Annotated in this window: 11 protein-coding genes; 5 read left to right on the top strand and 6 right to left on the bottom strand. The window is 31.4% G+C overall.

Annotation, left to right across the window (positions count from 1 at the left end):
• Positions 1–18 precede the first annotated feature (18 nt).
• Positions 19–2202 carry a DNA topoisomerase III gene (locus BS101_RS06690; protein WP_073538117.1) on the bottom strand — a complete coding sequence of 728 codons (2184 nt, stop codon included), beginning with the start codon at positions 2200–2202 and terminating at the stop codon, positions 19–21.
• 366 nt (positions 2203–2568) lie between these two features.
• On the opposite strand from BS101_RS06690, the gene BS101_RS06685 reads away from it, so the two are divergent.
• Positions 2569–3741: an iron-containing alcohol dehydrogenase gene (locus BS101_RS06685; protein ID WP_073538116.1), complete on the top strand. Its 1173-nt coding sequence runs from the start codon at positions 2569–2571 to the stop codon at positions 3739–3741.
• A gap of 59 nt (positions 3742–3800) precedes the next feature.
• Positions 3801–4808, top strand: a complete 1008-nt coding sequence (locus BS101_RS06680; RefSeq protein ID WP_073538115.1) for a DUF3231 family protein — start codon at positions 3801–3803, stop codon at positions 4806–4808.
• 66 nt (positions 4809–4874) lie between these two features.
• Here BS101_RS06680 and BS101_RS06675 read toward each other — a convergent pair whose 3' ends face one another.
• From BS101_RS06675 to BS101_RS06665, 3 genes are all read right to left on the bottom strand, one after another.
• A complete protein-coding gene (locus BS101_RS06675) occupies positions 4875–6008 on the bottom strand; it encodes a GerAB/ArcD/ProY family transporter (protein WP_242951414.1) in 1134 nt (377 codons plus the stop codon).
• Positions 5962–7443 carry a spore germination protein gene (locus tag BS101_RS06670; protein ID WP_073538113.1) on the bottom strand — a complete coding sequence of 494 codons (1482 nt, stop codon included), beginning with the start codon at positions 7441–7443 and terminating at the stop codon, positions 5962–5964. Before BS101_RS06670 ends, BS101_RS06675 begins: the two co-directional genes overlap by 47 nt.
• A 178-nt stretch (positions 7444–7621) precedes the next feature.
• Positions 7622–8263: an Hsp20/alpha crystallin family protein gene (locus BS101_RS06665; RefSeq protein ID WP_073538112.1), complete on the bottom strand. Its 642-nt coding sequence runs from the start codon at positions 8261–8263 to the stop codon at positions 7622–7624.
• Positions 8264–8447: 184 nt separating this feature from the next.
• Between BS101_RS06665 and BS101_RS06660 the strand changes: the two genes are divergently transcribed.
• The 3 genes from BS101_RS06660 (at position 8448) to BS101_RS06655 (ending at position 11488) form a co-directional block, all read left to right on the top strand.
• Entirely contained in the window at positions 8448–9422 is a 975-nt protein-coding gene (locus BS101_RS06660; RefSeq protein ID WP_073538111.1) for an SDH family Clp fold serine proteinase, read from the top strand.
• Position 9423: 1 nt separating this feature from the next.
• On the top strand, positions 9424–9600 hold the full coding sequence (locus tag BS101_RS22635; protein WP_156876015.1) for a hypothetical protein: 177 nt from the start codon (positions 9424–9426) through the stop codon (positions 9598–9600).
• Positions 9601–10339: 739 nt separating this feature from the next.
• Complete coding sequence (locus BS101_RS06655) at positions 10340–11488, top strand: methyl-accepting chemotaxis protein (protein ID WP_073538110.1); 1149 nt, start codon at positions 10340–10342, stop codon at positions 11486–11488.
• A gap of 123 nt (positions 11489–11611) precedes the next feature.
• Here BS101_RS06655 and BS101_RS06650 read toward each other — a convergent pair whose 3' ends face one another.
• Together BS101_RS06650 and BS101_RS23710 are read right to left on the bottom strand one after the other, a co-directional pair.
• Positions 11612–13348, bottom strand: a complete 1737-nt coding sequence (locus BS101_RS06650; protein ID WP_073538109.1) for a sulfite exporter TauE/SafE family protein — start codon at positions 13346–13348, stop codon at positions 11612–11614.
• Between the two features lie 92 nt (positions 13349–13440).
• Positions 13441–17145 carry a cell wall-binding repeat-containing protein gene (locus tag BS101_RS23710; protein ID WP_073538108.1) on the bottom strand — a complete coding sequence of 1235 codons (3705 nt, stop codon included), beginning with the start codon at positions 17143–17145 and terminating at the stop codon, positions 13441–13443.
• Positions 17146–17191: the final 46 nt, after the last annotated feature.

Here is a 17191-nt window from a genome sequence, read left to right as displayed (position 1 = left end):
TTTTTCAAATTTAAATGTTTACTTGAACTTTATATTAGCTAATGCTTCGGCTAATGATGAATTTATATTGGCCTTATTTTCTCCATTCATTTTTTTCATATATTTTGACACTTCTTTTTTATTTAGCTTACCCTCATTTTCTTTAAATCTTTTATTAAATGAAGAAAATTTTTCCCTAAAGCTGCAGTGTGAACATACATAAATTCGTTTTTCTCCTTCTCCCTTAAGTTCAAGCTTTTTATGACACTCGGGGCACCTGGCATTGGTCAATCTGGCTAAATTCTCTCTATGACCACACTCCCTATCCTGACATACTAACATTCTTCCCTGTTTGCCTTTAACTTCAAGCATATACTTTCCACAGACAGGACATTTTTTTCCTGTAATATTATCATGTTTAAATTTGTTACTGCTTTCCTTAACATCTTCCACTAATGTTCCGGCATATTCCCTCATCTTTCTTATAAAAACTTCAGGATCCTTTTTTCCCTTACTAATAAGTTCTAAGTCCATTTCCCACTGCGCCGTTAAAAGAGGAGATTTAAGATCTTCTGGTACTAATTCTATAAGTTGTTTTCCCTTTGAAGTTGGAATTATATCTTTACCATTTTTCTCTACATAAAACATGTTAAAGAGTTTCTCTATAATATCAGCCCTTGTAGCCACCGTTCCTATCCCTCCGGTTTCACCAAGAGTTTTTGCATATAGTTTGTCTATAGATATATATTTTTGTGGTTTTTCCATAGCTGACAATAAAGTTCCCTCGTTAAATCTTGCCGGAGGCTTAGTCTTTAATCTACTGGATTCAATTGATATTATATCTATACTATCACCTTTTTTCAACTCAGGTAATATTTGATTTTCATTTTCATCATCTTCAATTACCTGATTTCCAATGTCATATACCTTTTTCCACCCTTTTGACTTTACAACTTTACCTCTTGCTATAAAATTTTCTCCATTAATGTCAGCAATTATACTAGTTTGCACATATTCAAAAGGAGGTAACATAACAGCCAAAAACCTTTTTACTACCAAATCATAAATATTTTTTTCTTCGCTGCTTAAAAGTGACAGTGTTAATATCCCTTCCGTGGGAATTATAGCATGGTGATCACTTACCTTACTGTTATCCACGAAACCTTTATGTGCATTTATCTTGGTTTTTAATAACTCACTTGCATATATTTTGTAACTGCCTACAGAAATTGCTTTTAAGCGTTCTTTCAACGTGTCCACTATGTCCGTAGAAATATATCTAGAATCTGTCCTAGGATAAGTTAAAATTTTATAATTTTCATATAATCTCTGCATTATAGAAAGTGTATGCTTAGCGGAATATCCAAAAATTCTATTGGCATCCCTTTGTAATTCTGTCAAATCATAAAGTGCAGGCGCATACTGTTTTTTATAGCTCTCTCTAACATCAATTATATTGGCTGCTTTTCCTTTAGTAATGGCTAAAATTTTATTTACCCTATTTTCTTCATAAATATTACTATTATTATTTTTATCCTTCCACATCAATGTAAATTTCTTTGTCTTTGCATTAATCACGAAATAATCTTTAGCCTTAAAATTTTTTATCTCCTCTTCACGATTAACTATCATAGCAAGTGTTGCTGATTGAACCCTGCCTGCTGTGAGCTGTGCATTATATTTACAAGTTAGGGCACGTGTAATATTCAATCCAACCACCCAATCCGCTTCTGCTCTACATCTGGCAGCTTTATACAAATTATCATACTTTGAAGAATTTTTTAAATTTGCAAATCCCTCTTTTATGGCTTTATCTGTTTGAGAAGATATCCACAATCTTTTAACTGTTTTTTTAACTCTAGCTTTCTCTATTATCCATCTGGCTACCAATTCTCCTTCTCTTCCTGAATCTGTGGCAATTATTATCTCTCCTATATCTTTTCTATTCATCTGAGATTTTACTATATTAAATTGCTTGCCGCTTTGTTTTATAACTACAAGTTTTAATTTATCAGGAAGCATTGGCAGATCTTCTAATACCCAGTTCTTATATCTTTCATCATAATCTTCAGGATCTGCTAAAGTTACCAAATGACCTAATGCCCAAGTTACAACATATTTATCTCCTTCTATATAGCCTGGGTTTTTTTTGTTACAATGAAGTACCTTTGCTAAATCTCTTCCTACAGACGGTTTTTCAGCCAATACTAATATCTTAATCATATTCATTTCCTTTCATTTTTATTAAATTTATAGTATCCATAATGTTAAAATGCTTTTTTACCCTAGTATACCATATACACTTTATACTTAAATATTTATTTACACAATCCTCTTGGAATAATTATATTAACTATAGTACATACTATACACATATTAAATTTATCAAGTGATCCAGAATCTTAGATAGAGTTTCATCACAAAAAATATTTTCACCATTGGAACCTAAAAAATTATTCCCCACTTCATAGAAGCTGGGGTATCAAGTAATTTGAGACTTAGAATAAAATTCATTTTATATTTTATTTTAAGATATTTAAATATAATTGTCTATCCATTTAATAAGCTTGAGTATGGGAGGGATAAATCTTGGAAAATACTCATAATTTTTTATGTCCATCAATTAATCTTATTGGTACAGGTGCACTAAAAAATTTACCAAACTATTTAATGCCACATAAACTAAGTAAGGCTCTAATCGTTACGGATAAAAACATAATAAGTCTTGGTTACGTGGAAATGGTTGAAAAGATATTGAAACATTTATTTATTTCTTATGACATATTTGATGGTATATTACATCCCAATTCTACAATTTCATTTATAGAAGACGGTTTAACATATTTCAAAAAAAGTTTGAATCCATTAAAGAGAAGTTACCACTTTATCATATCCATAGGTGGCGGTACTTGTCATGATTGTGCCAAAGGTATAGCAATAGTGGCAACTAACGGAGGATCAATAGCAGATTATGAGGGATATAAAAAAATGACAAAACCCTGTCTGCCACTCATAGCAATTAATACTACTTCTGGCTCTGCATCGGAAATATCAAACTTTGCAATTTTAACGGATGAAAGCAGAAAGTTAAAGATAGATATAGGTGATCCTAAAATGATGCCTATAATATCTGTAAACGATCCTACTTTTATGCCCTCTATGCCTCCTGATGTAACTGTTAGTTCAGGAATGGATGCGGCTACCCATGCCATAGAATCCTTTATTTCTACTGAAGCCTTTCCTGCCACAGATGCCTTAGCCATAGATGCTTTAAGACTAGTATTCACCTATATAAAAAGAGCTCGCGATAACGGAAATGATTTAGAGGCCAGAGAACAGATGATGTATGCCAATATAATGGCAGGACTGGCATTTAACAATGCAGGGTTAGGGCTTGTTCATGCCATGACTCATCAAATAGGTGGTTTTTATCAACAAATTCATGGAATATGTAATACAGTACTTTTACCCCATGTAATTGAATTTAATTCTCCCTCCATACCTGAGGAAAGGATTCTTACGCTGTGCAGCGCTATGGGAGAAAACGCATTAAATCGACATGAAGCTCTCTGCAAGATTAAGAATAAAATTCAAACTTTATCTAAAGAGCTGGATGTTCCCATAAATTTAAAAGATTTAGGAGTAAAAGAAGAAGATTTAGAATTTCTTTCAAATAATGCAGTAAAAGATATAGCTATATTTACAAATCCTAGGCAGGCAACTGCAGAAGATGTATTTAATATTTTTAAAATTGCTATGTGAACATTTAACAATATAATTTTACTTTAACAAAAAATATTTATATTTAGGAGGTTATAATTATGTCAAATATTACACAAATACCCTTAGTTTCATCGGAAATAACAGGAATCTGGAATTCCTACATGGCTGAGAGTTTATTGGTATGTAAATTTCAGTATTTTTTAAACTCAGTTGAAGATGTTGAAATAAAAAAACTTTTACAACAAACTTTAGAGCTATGTAACAGCCGTATCAAAATATTATCCGACATATTTACTGGAGAACAATTACCTATACCAGATGGTTTTAATGAAAAAGATGTCAATATAAATGCTCCACGCTTATTCACAGATAGTTTTTATGTACAGTATTTATCTTATGTATCAAAAATTGGTATGCAAAATTATACCTCAACTTTAAATGAAATAGCTCGTAATGACATTAGAGATTATTTTTCAAAATGTATTTTAGACTATGTTGATCTCTATAATAAATCTACAGAATTAAAATTATCAAAAGGCATTTTTATAAGAACACCTCATGTGGAAGTGCCTAAAAGTATTCAATATGTGAAAAGTGAGCAATTCATGTTAAACTGGTTTGGAAAAAAGAGACCCCTACTTACTAGTGAAATAACCCATATTTTTTCTATGGCTCTTGGAACTATAATAAGAAAAACTCTTTTTACAGCCTTTGCTCAAGTCTATAAAGACAAAAAAATTTCTGAGTATATATTAAGAGGGAAAGAATTAGCTTCTAAACAAAATGATATCTTAAATTCTTTATTAGAAAAAGAAGATATTCCTGTGCCATCTTCTTCTGATATGTATATAACTGATTCTACAGTTTCACCTTTTTCAGAAAAATTAATAATGAACAAAATATTGATAATGTGTTCCACCAAAATGGGCAGTATAGGAATAGCCCTATCAGATGCCAAGAGAAATGACTTACAAAATATTTACATTGAATTCACAGAGGAACTTATAAAATATACCAAAGATATTTTAGATATGATGATAAGTAAAAAACTATATGAACAACCACCTCAAGCAATAGATCACAAAAATTTAGCAGGAATTAAATAATCCAATAATATAAAAGCTCCCCAATACAAATAAAAATGTATATGAGGAGTTTTTGTAATTCTACACTTAAGCTTTTTCTACTTCCTTATCCTTTTTAAAATGAATTAAAATTGCTATTGTAGAAATATATATAATATTAAATGCTGCATATACATTGGTTATTCTATCTGTGTAAATTTTTCTTGTTGTAGGATTTCCATATAAACTAGTTATAATAATTATTAAAGGATATAACAGCAGTGTAAATGTCTGAGGGGATATCTTTTTTATAGATTGATTTAAACTATAAGAAATTGAAAAATAATAAGTAGCCATACATTTAAATTGTACTAAAGACCACAGGGCTATAAATACAAATCTAAAGCTATTTACAATGGGAATATGTACACTGTCAGCCAATGTCAGAACAGGCCATAAGTATTTAGGGGAAATTTCAATACCTAAATAGTAAATAGTTGCAGAAACTGTCCATGTATAAATAAATGTTACAATAACAATTGCTTTTAAACCACATTTCAACAAATTCTTCTTATCTTTTAAAAAAGGATAAATAAACAGTATAACTTCCATACCTGAAAAAGGAAAAACTGTCTGTATAGATCCTTTTAATATATTACCTATACTATTATCAAATACAGGCATTAAGTTTAAAAAAGTTCCATAAGCTAATATCCCTATGGGAATAACAAGCAAAGTTATGGTTAAGTAAAAACCCACCTCATTTAACCTACCTAATGGTTTTATGCCGTTATAAACAATATAGGTTACAGGAATCAATGTAGTAAATAGCATCTGATAGTTCTGCAAAAATCCGGTAGCATATACTTTAAATACCTGAATGTATCCTGAAAACTCTGATGTAAGCATGAATAAAAAGTAAGATATAAAAATAAAATTTAAAATACTGCCTAAAATATTTCCAAAGCATTTTTTGCTTAATACTAATATATCCTCATTATAAGATCTTTTACATAAATAGTTTGCTATGAGCAATATATACAAAGGATATACTGCTCCCAATATACAACTGATCCAACTGTCTTGTCTTGCAAATTTTATAATACTATTAGGTATATACATAATTTCAATGCCTACCATAGCTGATTTTAATGTAAATGTAAATTGACTGGGGGTTAAGAATACATCTTTTGACTTATACATTTTTCTCATTCCCAAAGTTGCTTTGTCTGGTGGAATCATTATTTGGGATGGCTTTAGGTCTTCTATTCATCTTCCATATGGGCGCCCTTATAAATATATCTTTCATGTCACTCTTTTGGAATACCATGTATGGTACTCCAAAATTCTCCAAGCAGCAAAGATAAGCCAATATAGAAAACCATCCTATAACTATGCCAAGTACTCCAAGCCAATTTGCCAATATAAGCATGGGATACGTCAAAGCTCTTATACCAATAGACATTTGATAATTAGATATTACAAAAGAGGCCACTGTAGTAATTCCCGCCACAAGCAAAGTAGGTGAACTTATAACCTTTGACTGAATTGCAGCATCTCCGATTATAATACCTCCTACTACACTGATTGTCTGGCCTATTTTCCCCGGCATCCTCAGTCCACCCTCTCTCAAAAATTCTATAGTTAACTGCATAACCAGCAAGGACATAAAAGGAGTTAACACTATACCCTGCCTTGCTTCTATAAGAGACTTAATATATTCAACAGGAATAAGTTCTGGATTAAATTTAATTAATGTTATATATATTCCAGGAACAGATATCACTATAAATACAGCTATAATTCTCACAAATCTTATAAACCATGCCTGTAATGTCCTTCCATAATAATCCTCTGCAGTCTGAAAAAATTCTATAAATATGGACGGATAAGTTGTAACATAAGGTGTACCCTCTAGTAAAAAAGCTATTTTCCCTTCCATCAAGCCTGCTTCTATTACATCAGGTCTTTCAGAACCACTGGTCTGAGGCAAAACACTATAAGGATGTTCTTCTATACACTGTTCAATGATACTATTTGCTGGAATAAAGTCTACATCTATTTTACTTATTTTATCTTTCATCCTTTTAAGGAACTCTTTATCTACTACATCATCTATATACATAATTACTAAATCTGTTTGAGATCTTCTTCCCAATGTAAATTTCTCTGTAGTTAAATTTCTGTCTTTTATTCTCCTCCGTAATATACTTATATTGGTTTCTAAATTCTCCACAAAACCCTCTCTTGGCCCTCTTAAGGAAAGGTCATTTTCCGGTTCAGATATAGCTCTATAATTTCCTCCTGCAGTATTTATTATGATAAAATTACAGCAGTTTTGAATTATTAGCACAGTTTTTCCCCTTTTAACACTGTTTATAACATTACTTATATCTCTTTCAATGCAAGAATCACTGGCAGCAATATATCTTTTTTGTATATAGTCTTCTATATCCTTTTTTCCTGCAAAGTCTTCTTTCACATGTAACATTAATGGATTTAATATATCTCTATCTATAACATCTTTATTTATAAGACCGTTTAAATAAATAATGGCAGCTTCTATACAATTGTTTTTTCCTATAAGTAAGTTTCTTACTACCACTTCAGTTTGTTCTCCTAATAAATTCTTTATATTTTCAATGTTGTGATTTATGTTATATTCTTTATTATCCATTTATATCACCCCAATCTATATAATAAATATATTTCCCCTAATCTGTAAAAAATATTTATTTAAACATTCTATCCAGCGGTCTTTACCTATGTAAAAAACTGCTGACAAACATATCTTGTCAGCAGTTCAAGGGTACCCTTTTCTTCAATGTGAAAGTGATTTAATTATAGTAGTAATATTATTTACTTATCATTACATTTCCAGTATCTTTCCCTAATGTATGGGATGCTCTATTAAATTTTTCCGTCTTTGGCAATCTTATTTCAACAACTCCACTTTGCAGCGTAGCTTCCACAGCTTCTGCCCTTACACTTGTTGAAAGTGGAATTGTTCTGTTTAATACAAATTGATTGGAGCCATTTAATAAAGTACCTGATATTGTTAATGAATCGTCAGTAACATTAAGTTTTAAATCATTTATTGCAGAATTCGATACATAAGCAGATACCATAATGTCACTGGATGTTTCTGAAATATCTACAGTAGGCTGAATCATAAGGTTTCTTCCCATAGGAATTTGAGTGTTATAAGTTATGCCGTTAAAAGTTCCACTTCCCATTTGACCAAATTGAGATGCTGAAATGCAAGGTGTAGTATTAGTAATTTGAGAAGCATTGACATACCCCACCTGTGGGCTAATAGCCCAACCAGTCATAGGCTGAGAATTATTGGAAAAAGCATTTATCCCCGCTCCTGAATGTGTACCAATTCCATAGTTAACAGTAGTACCCATGCATGAAACATTTGAAGATATTGGAACAAACCTCAACTGTTGTATATTAGTTCCCTGCTGTTCTAAATTATTAGTATTAATTTGCATAATAATGTACCTCCTAATTTTTTATTTTTTACAGTACTTATTATTGTATATTAAAGGAAAAATTATTCAAAAAATTTTTTAAAATATTTAAAAATAAAACTCCATTAATCTGAATATATATAAGACCAAATTCAAACAATAATCTTAACTAAATTTCAATTTTCAATTTTGGGATGTGATTAAAATGAATGAAACTAGATATAAATTAATTAAAGATATATCAGAAGAACGTAATTCCAAAGTAATATGCTACTTCTGCGGTGACAGACAAAATGTCAACATAAGGGTAGCCCCGGATATTATTCCAATTTTTCACAAACTTCTTGAGCATTCAGGAAAAACAGATAAAATAGATCTTTTTATTTTTACTAAAGGAGGAGATGTACTGACATCTCTCCGTTTAGTTGAACTCATATACGAATACTGCAGCAAATTTTCAGTATTAGTGCCCTATAAAGCTTATAGTGCAGGTACTTTAATATGCCTTGGTGCCTCTGAAATAATCATGACTAAGATGGGGGAACTAAGTCCTGTAGATCCTAACATAACCAGCGTTTTTAATCCTGAAGATGCCAATAATATGAAGCTCCCTATTAATGTGGAGGATGTATATTCTTTCTTTTCTATTGCCAAAGATGTAATAGGTCTTAAAACTGATGAAACTTTAATTAAAGTCTTTACTAACTTAACAGAACATATTCATCCTTTAGCTGTTGGAAGTATATTCAGAAGTCATGCACTAATAAGAACTGTTGCAAAAGAACTGCTTCTTATGCATATGAATTATCAGGATGAATATAAGATAAATGAAATTGTAAATATTTTAACAGAAAAACTCCAATCGCACAGCTATATGATAACAAGGCGGGAAGCCAAAAACATAATTAAACTTCCTATAGAAAATTGTTCCGATGAGTTAGAAAAAAAATTATGGAGTCTTTATGAAACTTACGAAAAAGACTTTTCTTTTAATATTCCGTTCTCTCCTGAAGAAACAGCAGATTCCTTAGGTAAATTTTCTGTATGTTCAGGAATTATTGAAACAGCTGATATGAGTTATGGCTACATTTTTGACGGAGCAATTCATAACATGGGAGAGGGTAATATAAATGGATATTCAAATGTAAATATTGTAAATCAAGCTTGGAGGAGAATATAATATGAATTTAAAATCTAATAAACAATTAAAGCGATTTAGAAATATATATAACAACTCAGGATGCGTTTCCTCAAACTATAAGATATCTAATAATGACCTGGAAATATCACATATAGAATATGAGCAGGATGAAATAAGCGGTGAGTTCAATATCAATAAAATGAAGTTTAACAGATAATAAAAATAACCTTTTCTATAAAATATTATTAGCTTGTTGAATAACAGTAAGCTAAAACACTTATTATATGTTTAACTATTCAACAGGCTAAATTTATCTAAAACTTTGTTTGTGTGTAAATAATAGATTTTCTGGCTGAAGAATTATTATTTAAATATCCCTTTCCTACAAAATGCTCCATCAAAAATTTGGAGTGGATAATCAAATAAAATAATACAGCAAAATAGAACAAAACAAATATTTTGTCCTATTTTATTATAATACATTTTGTAAAAACATGCAAACATTTCATAATATATTTGTAATTTAAGTTTAAATATAGTCTTTTTTATCTTATACCATATAATTATTATATAAATATTATCATTAAGTTTAATTAAATTTAAAATATACTACCATAATAATACAAAATATTTGTTTTGTTTTAATTAAATTTAGTTAGGAAATATCCGTGGAATCTTTAAAGCTCCCAATGCTATCATATAAATTTTAAGTAATAAATTACATATTTAATTATTCAGCAGACTAACTTTATTTAAAGAAAAAGGTTTTTATTAATACTTATATTTAACTATAGTGTTAATTCTAAACAATTAATCAATAAAATATAATATTAGTAAAAATAATTTAAAATAAATAGCTAAAGTTTTAAAATTCAAATACGAATTATTATTGAGTTAAATATTTATATAAATATATAGACTGCAGTAAAAATATAACTTAAAAAGGAGTTGTTGTCATGATTTCCATGAAATCATTATCTGACCTAAAAGCCTTGGCCGAAATAGAAGCAAATTTAATACCTGGAGGTATTGTGTATGGAATTATAGAAGGAGATACAATGACCTGGGTAAAAAAATCTGATTCTCTTGATATTAATGTGTTTTATGTTGGACTTAAACTGGATAAAAATAGTACAAGCATGCTTTCTATCCGTGAAAAAAGAATTCTATCTCAGAATATACCCCGTTCTGTTTACGGCACTAGATTACACATATCCTCAATTCCAATTATTGATGAAGAAAATAATGCCATAGGCGCCTTTTCTTTTGCAATACCCAAAGTACACTCTGTACTAAAGGCATTTCCTGACTTTGCACCGATGTTATCTGAAATGTTTTCTGAAGGTGTTCAACTTAGAATAGCAGACTTAAATAAGATTATAAGTACTCAATCTTCCCAAAAATTTGATATACCTTTTTTAAAAGAAGGAGTTGCCCTTGATAAAAATCATATTGAAAGTAAAGTAATACAGTCTAAAAAACCTGAATCACAAGAAATAAGTACCTTAGAGTATGGAGTTCCTGTAAGATTATCAGCCTACCCCTTATTTGACGAAGATACCAATGAAATTGTAGGGGCCTTTAGTGTCACTACTCCAAAGGAAATTGCTGTAACCCTACGTAACATGTCTGCTAATCTGGAAAACAGCCTTACTGGAATATCATCTACCATTCAGGAATTAGCAGCTTCCGCTTCTGAAATACATGCTAACCAACAAAATCTTAGTACTACTATTAATGAAATAACTGCCTTATTAGAAGAAATTAATAAGGTATCTGAATTTATAAAGGAAATTGCAGATGAAACTAAAATGCTGGGTTTAAATGCTTCAATAGAAGCAGCAAGAGCAGGAGAATTTGGTAAGGGATTTGGAGTTGTAGCTGCAGAAATAAGAAGATTATCTGAACAATCTAAGGATACCATACCTAAGATTACAAAATTAACAGATAATATAAAAGAAAGAGTAGATGAATCAAATAAGAAAAGTCAAATTTCTTTATCTGCCAGTCAAGAACAAGCTGCTGCTACAGAAGAAATTACAGCCAGTATAGAGGAAATAGCCTCATCCTCTGAAGAATTAAATAAAATTGCAAATACTCTTTAAATACATATTATGTATTATTGTAGACATATTTTAAAAGCAGTAAGGAATTTTTATAAAAATCTCCTTACTGCTAAAAATTAGATATTTAGAAATAACTAACCAATCACTTGATTCTCAAGTACTTTAATTCTCGTACAATTGTGATACAGTTATAACCGGATAATATTTTCCATCTACATTGGCAGGAAAAGCAGTATTTGTATTGGTTCTTGTATCTCCATTTAAAGTCCCTGTAACAGTAACAGCAATATGATCTTGTTTATTTGTCTTATTAATTAATTCCCATGCTAACGCCTGGGTACCAGTCCCTAGTATAAAACTTTCTCCCTTTCCAATCGCAAATTTTCCGTCAAAGTAATAGAATTTATAAGTTCCATTACTTTGAAGTACTGTTATTCCATATCCACTGTTTGCACAAGCCTGCATTGATAAACAATCTTTTGTGTCATTACCCGGATCTTGTTTTGCTTTACCAGTATCTGAATCTACGTACTGAACAAAACAATCTTCATCTTGAATAAAGCCTGTTAAAGTAACCGTTGTAGTTTGTGCCGGTGCTGGTGTTTGTACCTGTGCTGGCACAGTATTAGAATCTTCTGATTTTGATTGGCCGGTTTTTAAATTGTTTTCCGACAACTCATTATTTGAATTGCCAGCAGTATTATCCTTTATGTTTGATACTTTAGATGAATTCTCCTTTTGTGATGTATTTTTTGAAGTTTGAGTACTTGAATTAGCCACTTGTTTTATTGACCTAGTTAAACTACTAGAATTAGACGCTTGTCTCAATTCTTCCCTTGATACAACTTTGATTTTGCTTTTAATCATGCCCATCCAGCAAGTATAAATGAACTCTCCTTCTTTATCTGGCATAAATTCTACTATATTGTTTCCTACAACAAATTTCTTTTCTATATTATAAACAGGTATTTGTATTGCATTATTACAATCAGAATAAACCGACTTATCAACCTTTATAGTCCATCTAACTTTAATTCCTTTTGCAACTTGAATTGGCGGAAAATAATCCTGTCCAATACTCGTAGTCACTGTCTGTATATTTCCATGGACAACAGAGACTTCATAGCCACCTGTCTTATTGTTAGAATCTAAAAATGATGGAAATACAACACCTGTAAGTGCAAGACCTCTCCCAATCATTACAATACCAAGAATAATTACTAAAGCAGCACTGAACTTTAAAATATATCTTGAAAACTTCTTATTGATTATTGCACTAAATGTACCAAATGCAAATATACCTGGAATAGTACCTAATGTAAATATAAAGGCAGAAACTGCTCCATAGATGGCACTTCTGGTGCTAAGAGCATAAAGTTGTATCATCTGCAAAGGTCCACAGGGCATTAAACCCGTTAATAATCCTACAATCAAAGGACTTGTACTGCTATTTTTTCCCATAATTCTCTTTGCAACAAATTTAGGCATTGAAATATTTAAGTGTCTTAATACAGGAAAAATACCAAGAAGATTTATAGCCATAATAATCATAAATACTCCACCTATGATTGGAATAATCCCTTTAAAAACGCCTGATAGGGTGAGTACCTGTCCAATCCCGCCGACTATACCTCCAATAATAGTATAGGATATCACTCTGCCAATATTGTAGATTGTAATAGGTAGAAATGTACTTTTACCAAGTTCTTTACCAACTGTTTTAGTTTCATTTTTATTTATACATTGCGTAAGAACAATCCCCCCACACATGCCAATGCAGTGAATTGAAGTTAATATTCCAAATAAAAAAATCAAACTGAAGCTGGCGTTATTCCCAAGTGATGGAAGATACTTTAAATAAAAAAGATCTTTTAAAAAAAGCAGTAGATGATTCTCCATTATTTTCCCCCTCATATTCTATCTATTTAAAGAAAGGTATTAAGAAAAAATACTTACCTATATTTCCTTAATACCCGATTTTAAATCAGAAATTAATTTTCAGCTAAGGATGTTACTGTAACTACCTGATAAGTATTACCGTCTGGGGCAGTTTTTGTTTCTCCATTCAACGTACCCTTTACGGTTATAGTTATATTATTTTTCTTTGTAGTATTTTGTATTAAGTTCCATGCAGATAGCTGTGAACCAGTACCATCAAAGTTTTTCCCATCAGCAAAAGTTGCAAAATCCCCATCAAAATAGTAGAATTTATAGCTGCCATCACTTTCAAGAGCTGTTATTCCATATCCGCTAGCTGCACAGGATTTCATTGATAAACACATTTTTGTATCATCACCGTAGTTTGGAGCATAACTAATAAAACAATCCTGATCCTGAATATATCCCGTAAAAGCCTGTTCTTTAGGTTCTGATTCTGACGGAGCTGGAGTAATCGATAAATTTTCCTTAATAGAAGAAACTACAATACTATCTCCATCAAAAGTACCTTTTATATCAACTGTAGTGGTATCTTTTTTCAAGTCTGAAAGGAAATCTTTTGCTTGCTCCTGTCCACTCTCATGATAATAATCTCCCTTAGTGCTGAGTTTATAGAATTTATAAGTTCCATCTTCCTGCTTGACTTTTACACCATAACCCTCTGTATCTGTTTTAAGCAATGTGCCACTGTATGTTTGATCATATGCTTCCACAACACTAGTAACATAAATTGTATCCTCATCTCTTTTTCCCTGCACAATAACATTTATATTACTTGTGTTATTCGATTTATTTATGATATCTTTTATAAGTTTTGTACCATTTTCATCAAATCTCAAATATCCATATCTGCAGCAGGTTCTATATATAATTCCATAGCCACTGGCAGCATTATTAGAATCTAATAGAAAATCTTTTGTTATAGTTCCAGGTACTCCAAGTTCCTGATATTCGCTGCCTTTGAAATAGCTTCTAGTAGCTACCACACCGCTTATTTCTTCATCTACTGGTTCCTCTGCTTCTGCTTCAATATCTTCAACAATATTGTTAAGTTTAATAGTATTTCCAATCCAGTACCAGAAGCCATAAGGCTTTACTTTAATTTTCCCAGTTGTTGTTGAACTTTCAATAAACTTCCTAACAAGGTCATTAGAATCTTTATCAAATGGGAAATACTGATGACCACCACAACTGTGTACATAATAACCATAGCCACTAGCTGCACTTTCAGGTGTTAAAAGATCTACTTTAGTTATATCTTTTAGTGCCTTATCCTGATCAAATATGGCTTTTGAAACTAATTGTCCTGATATACAGCGTTCACGTATAACAGCAGAGGTTATAATATTATCAACCTCTACTATTCCACGTACAAGTACAGGTATACTGCTTACATTATCTGCCCAATTTACGTACCATGACAATACACTTTTAGCAGATTTATTTCCAGCTTCATCAAGTACATAGAACTTGTATTTGCCGTCATCTCCTTTCACTGCAACACCATAGCCACTATCTGCTGATACCACAATATCATCACGTTTAACTGCAGTAGGGTCACTGCTGTTATCAAAAGTACTTTTTGTAAGTATAATACCAACAAGCTCCTGTTCTTCTTCAATTGTTGATAGTTTAATGGTATTTGTACTTTCATCCAATACTCCATTTATTTTTATTCTCAAATCCCTCTCTTTTTCAGTTTTATCTAAAATATTTTTTGCAAGTTCTTGTCCCTTTGTATCAAATTTATAGAACTTAAATGAATAGTCAGATTGTACAACTACTATGCCATAATCACTGTTTCCTAGGCATGATTTAGCGATTTCTGTTGGATCATTTACATCTTTAGCATTAGTTTCATCGGATAACCAACCTTCATATACCTTTGAAGTAGTTACAGGTACGGTTATTGGTTCTGGACCTTCTGCTAATGAGGATACAGTTATTACCGGATAACTTACACCATCTACAACTTTAACATCTCCATTCAATTTGCCAGTTACAGCAATAGAAATACGAGTATTCTTTGTGCTTTTATCGATTAAATCATATGCTTTTGCCTGTGTACCGGTAGCATTTGGAGCAAATTGTCCATCAAAATAATAAAATTTATAGGTACCATCATCCTGTGGGACTCCTATGCCATATCCACTTGCTGCACAAGACTTCATTGATAAGCAAGGTTTAGTGTCATCTCCAGGATTTGAATTTGGACTAAAACAATCCTTATCTATAATATATCCTGCAAAAGTTTGCTCAGTAGATGTACTACTACTTGAACTACCTGAACCTCCCGAACTACTTGAACTACTTGAGGATTCTGTTAAAGAGGATACTGTTATTACTGGATAACTTTTACCATCATATGGAGAAATTTTTGTATCTCCCTTTAAGGTTCCTTTTACAGTTATAGTAATATGATCCTTCTTAGAGGTATTTTGTATTAAATTCCATGCAGATAACTGTGAACCAGTACCATCAAAGGTTTTTCCATCAGCAAAAGTTGCAAAATCCCCATCAAAATAGTAGAATTTATAACTGCCGTCACTTTGAAGGGCTGTTATTCCATATCCACTTACTGTACAGGACTTCATTGATAAACACGTTTTTGTATCATCACCATAGTTTGGAGCATAACTAATAAAACAATCCTCATCCTGAATATACCCTTTAAAAGTCTGTACAGTAGTTGAAGTTCCCGAACTTGAACCACCCGTTGATGGATTAGTTTCATTTCCAGTTGGTGATATGTAACCATTTATTTTAGTAACAATATTTTCTGGAATAACACCAGTTCCACCTAAAACTTCAACTTCTGATGAATCAGCTAAATTCGTCTTTATATAATCAATAGCATTGGCAGTGGATTTAGATGTTTCATTATCCAATAACACCAGTGGTGACTCATTTTTACCTGCTAGCACTGAAGCAACTAGAGCATCTGCATATCCATCACCACTTGCATTTGCTACATAAAATTTAGAGGTCTTTATATCATCCTTAAAGGCGTCTAAAACTTTAAGATTTGTATCAAACCTATCTGTACCTCCACTTATTCTTTTTACTGCATTAACTGCTTTATAAGTATCCTCATTAATAACAAAATCAGTTCCTACTACGGTAACACTTGATTTATATTCATATATAAAATCTTTAACAGATTTTATATAATTTAAATCATTATTACCAAGTAGTAATATTTGTTCTTTTACAGCTGCAATTGAAGCAACTGTCAAAGCATCTGAAAATCCTTCTCCGCCAACCAAAACTGCATTAGATGGATCTACTCCCAGTTCCACAAGTTTTTTTGCTACAGCCACATTGGTTTCGTATCTATTAGCACCGCCAAGTTCAATAATATTATAGGAACTTTTTAAAAAATCTCTAATTTCTTTAGAAACAGAAGCATTACCTCCGATAACATATATGTTCTTTGGTGCTAACGTATCCAGTGCTGTTTTTGTATATGAATTTAAAACTTTTGGAGTAGTTAAAAGTATAGGTGCATTCAATTTTTTAGCCAGCACAGAAGCACTTATTGCATCTGCATAACCTTCACCTGACACTAATACTACATTATCTGAGGTTGTCCAATTTGTCACAGCAACTTGAGATGCTGTCTGGTACCTATCAGAGCCACTTGTTCTCGTTACTTCTCCAGATGCTGCCCTAACAGTAGATAAGCTTATATTAGTACTTAGAGTTGTTATTGCCAGTGCAAATGTAAGTACTATGGATAATACTCTTCTCTTATTCATAACTTTACCTCCTTAAAATCATTAACTAAAACTAACTAAAAAAGGC

It is taken from the genome of Clostridium kluyveri, from assembly GCF_001902295.1.
Lineage (GTDB): Bacteria > Bacillota > Clostridia > Clostridiales > Clostridiaceae > Clostridium_B > Clostridium_B kluyveri_B.
The sequence above is the reverse complement of the archived record's forward strand: the minus strand, read 5'-3'. Positions and strand labels throughout refer to the sequence as shown.

Bases quoted from the DNA above. Each gene is read 5' to 3' on its own strand.
- BS101_RS06690 (WP_073538117.1), bottom strand. From the start codon at position 2,202: ATGATTAAGATATTAGTATTGGCTGAAAAACCGTCTGTAGGAAGAGAT.
- BS101_RS06680 (WP_073538115.1), top strand. From the start codon at position 3,801: ATGTCAAATATTACACAAATACCCTTAGTTTCATCGGAAATAACAGGA.
- BS101_RS06675 (WP_242951414.1), bottom strand. From the start codon at position 6,008: ATGATTCCACCAGACAAAGCAACTTTGGGAATGAGAAAAATGTATAAG.
- BS101_RS06670 (WP_073538113.1), bottom strand. From the start codon at position 7,443: ATGGATAATAAAGAATATAACATAAATCACAACATTGAAAATATAAAG.
- BS101_RS06665 (WP_073538112.1), bottom strand. From the start codon at position 8,263: ATGCAAATTAATACTAATAATTTAGAACAGCAGGGAACTAATATACAA.
- BS101_RS06660 (WP_073538111.1), top strand. From the start codon at position 8,448: ATGAATGAAACTAGATATAAATTAATTAAAGATATATCAGAAGAACGT.
- BS101_RS22635 (WP_156876015.1), top strand. From the start codon at position 9,424: ATGAATTTAAAATCTAATAAACAATTAAAGCGATTTAGAAATATATAT.
- BS101_RS06655 (WP_073538110.1), top strand. From the start codon at position 10,340: ATGATTTCCATGAAATCATTATCTGACCTAAAAGCCTTGGCCGAAATA.
- BS101_RS06650 (WP_073538109.1), bottom strand. From the start codon at position 13,348: ATGGAGAATCATCTACTGCTTTTTTTAAAAGATCTTTTTTATTTAAAG.
- BS101_RS23710 (WP_073538108.1), bottom strand. From the start codon at position 17,145: ATGAATAAGAGAAGAGTATTATCCATAGTACTTACATTTGCACTGGCA.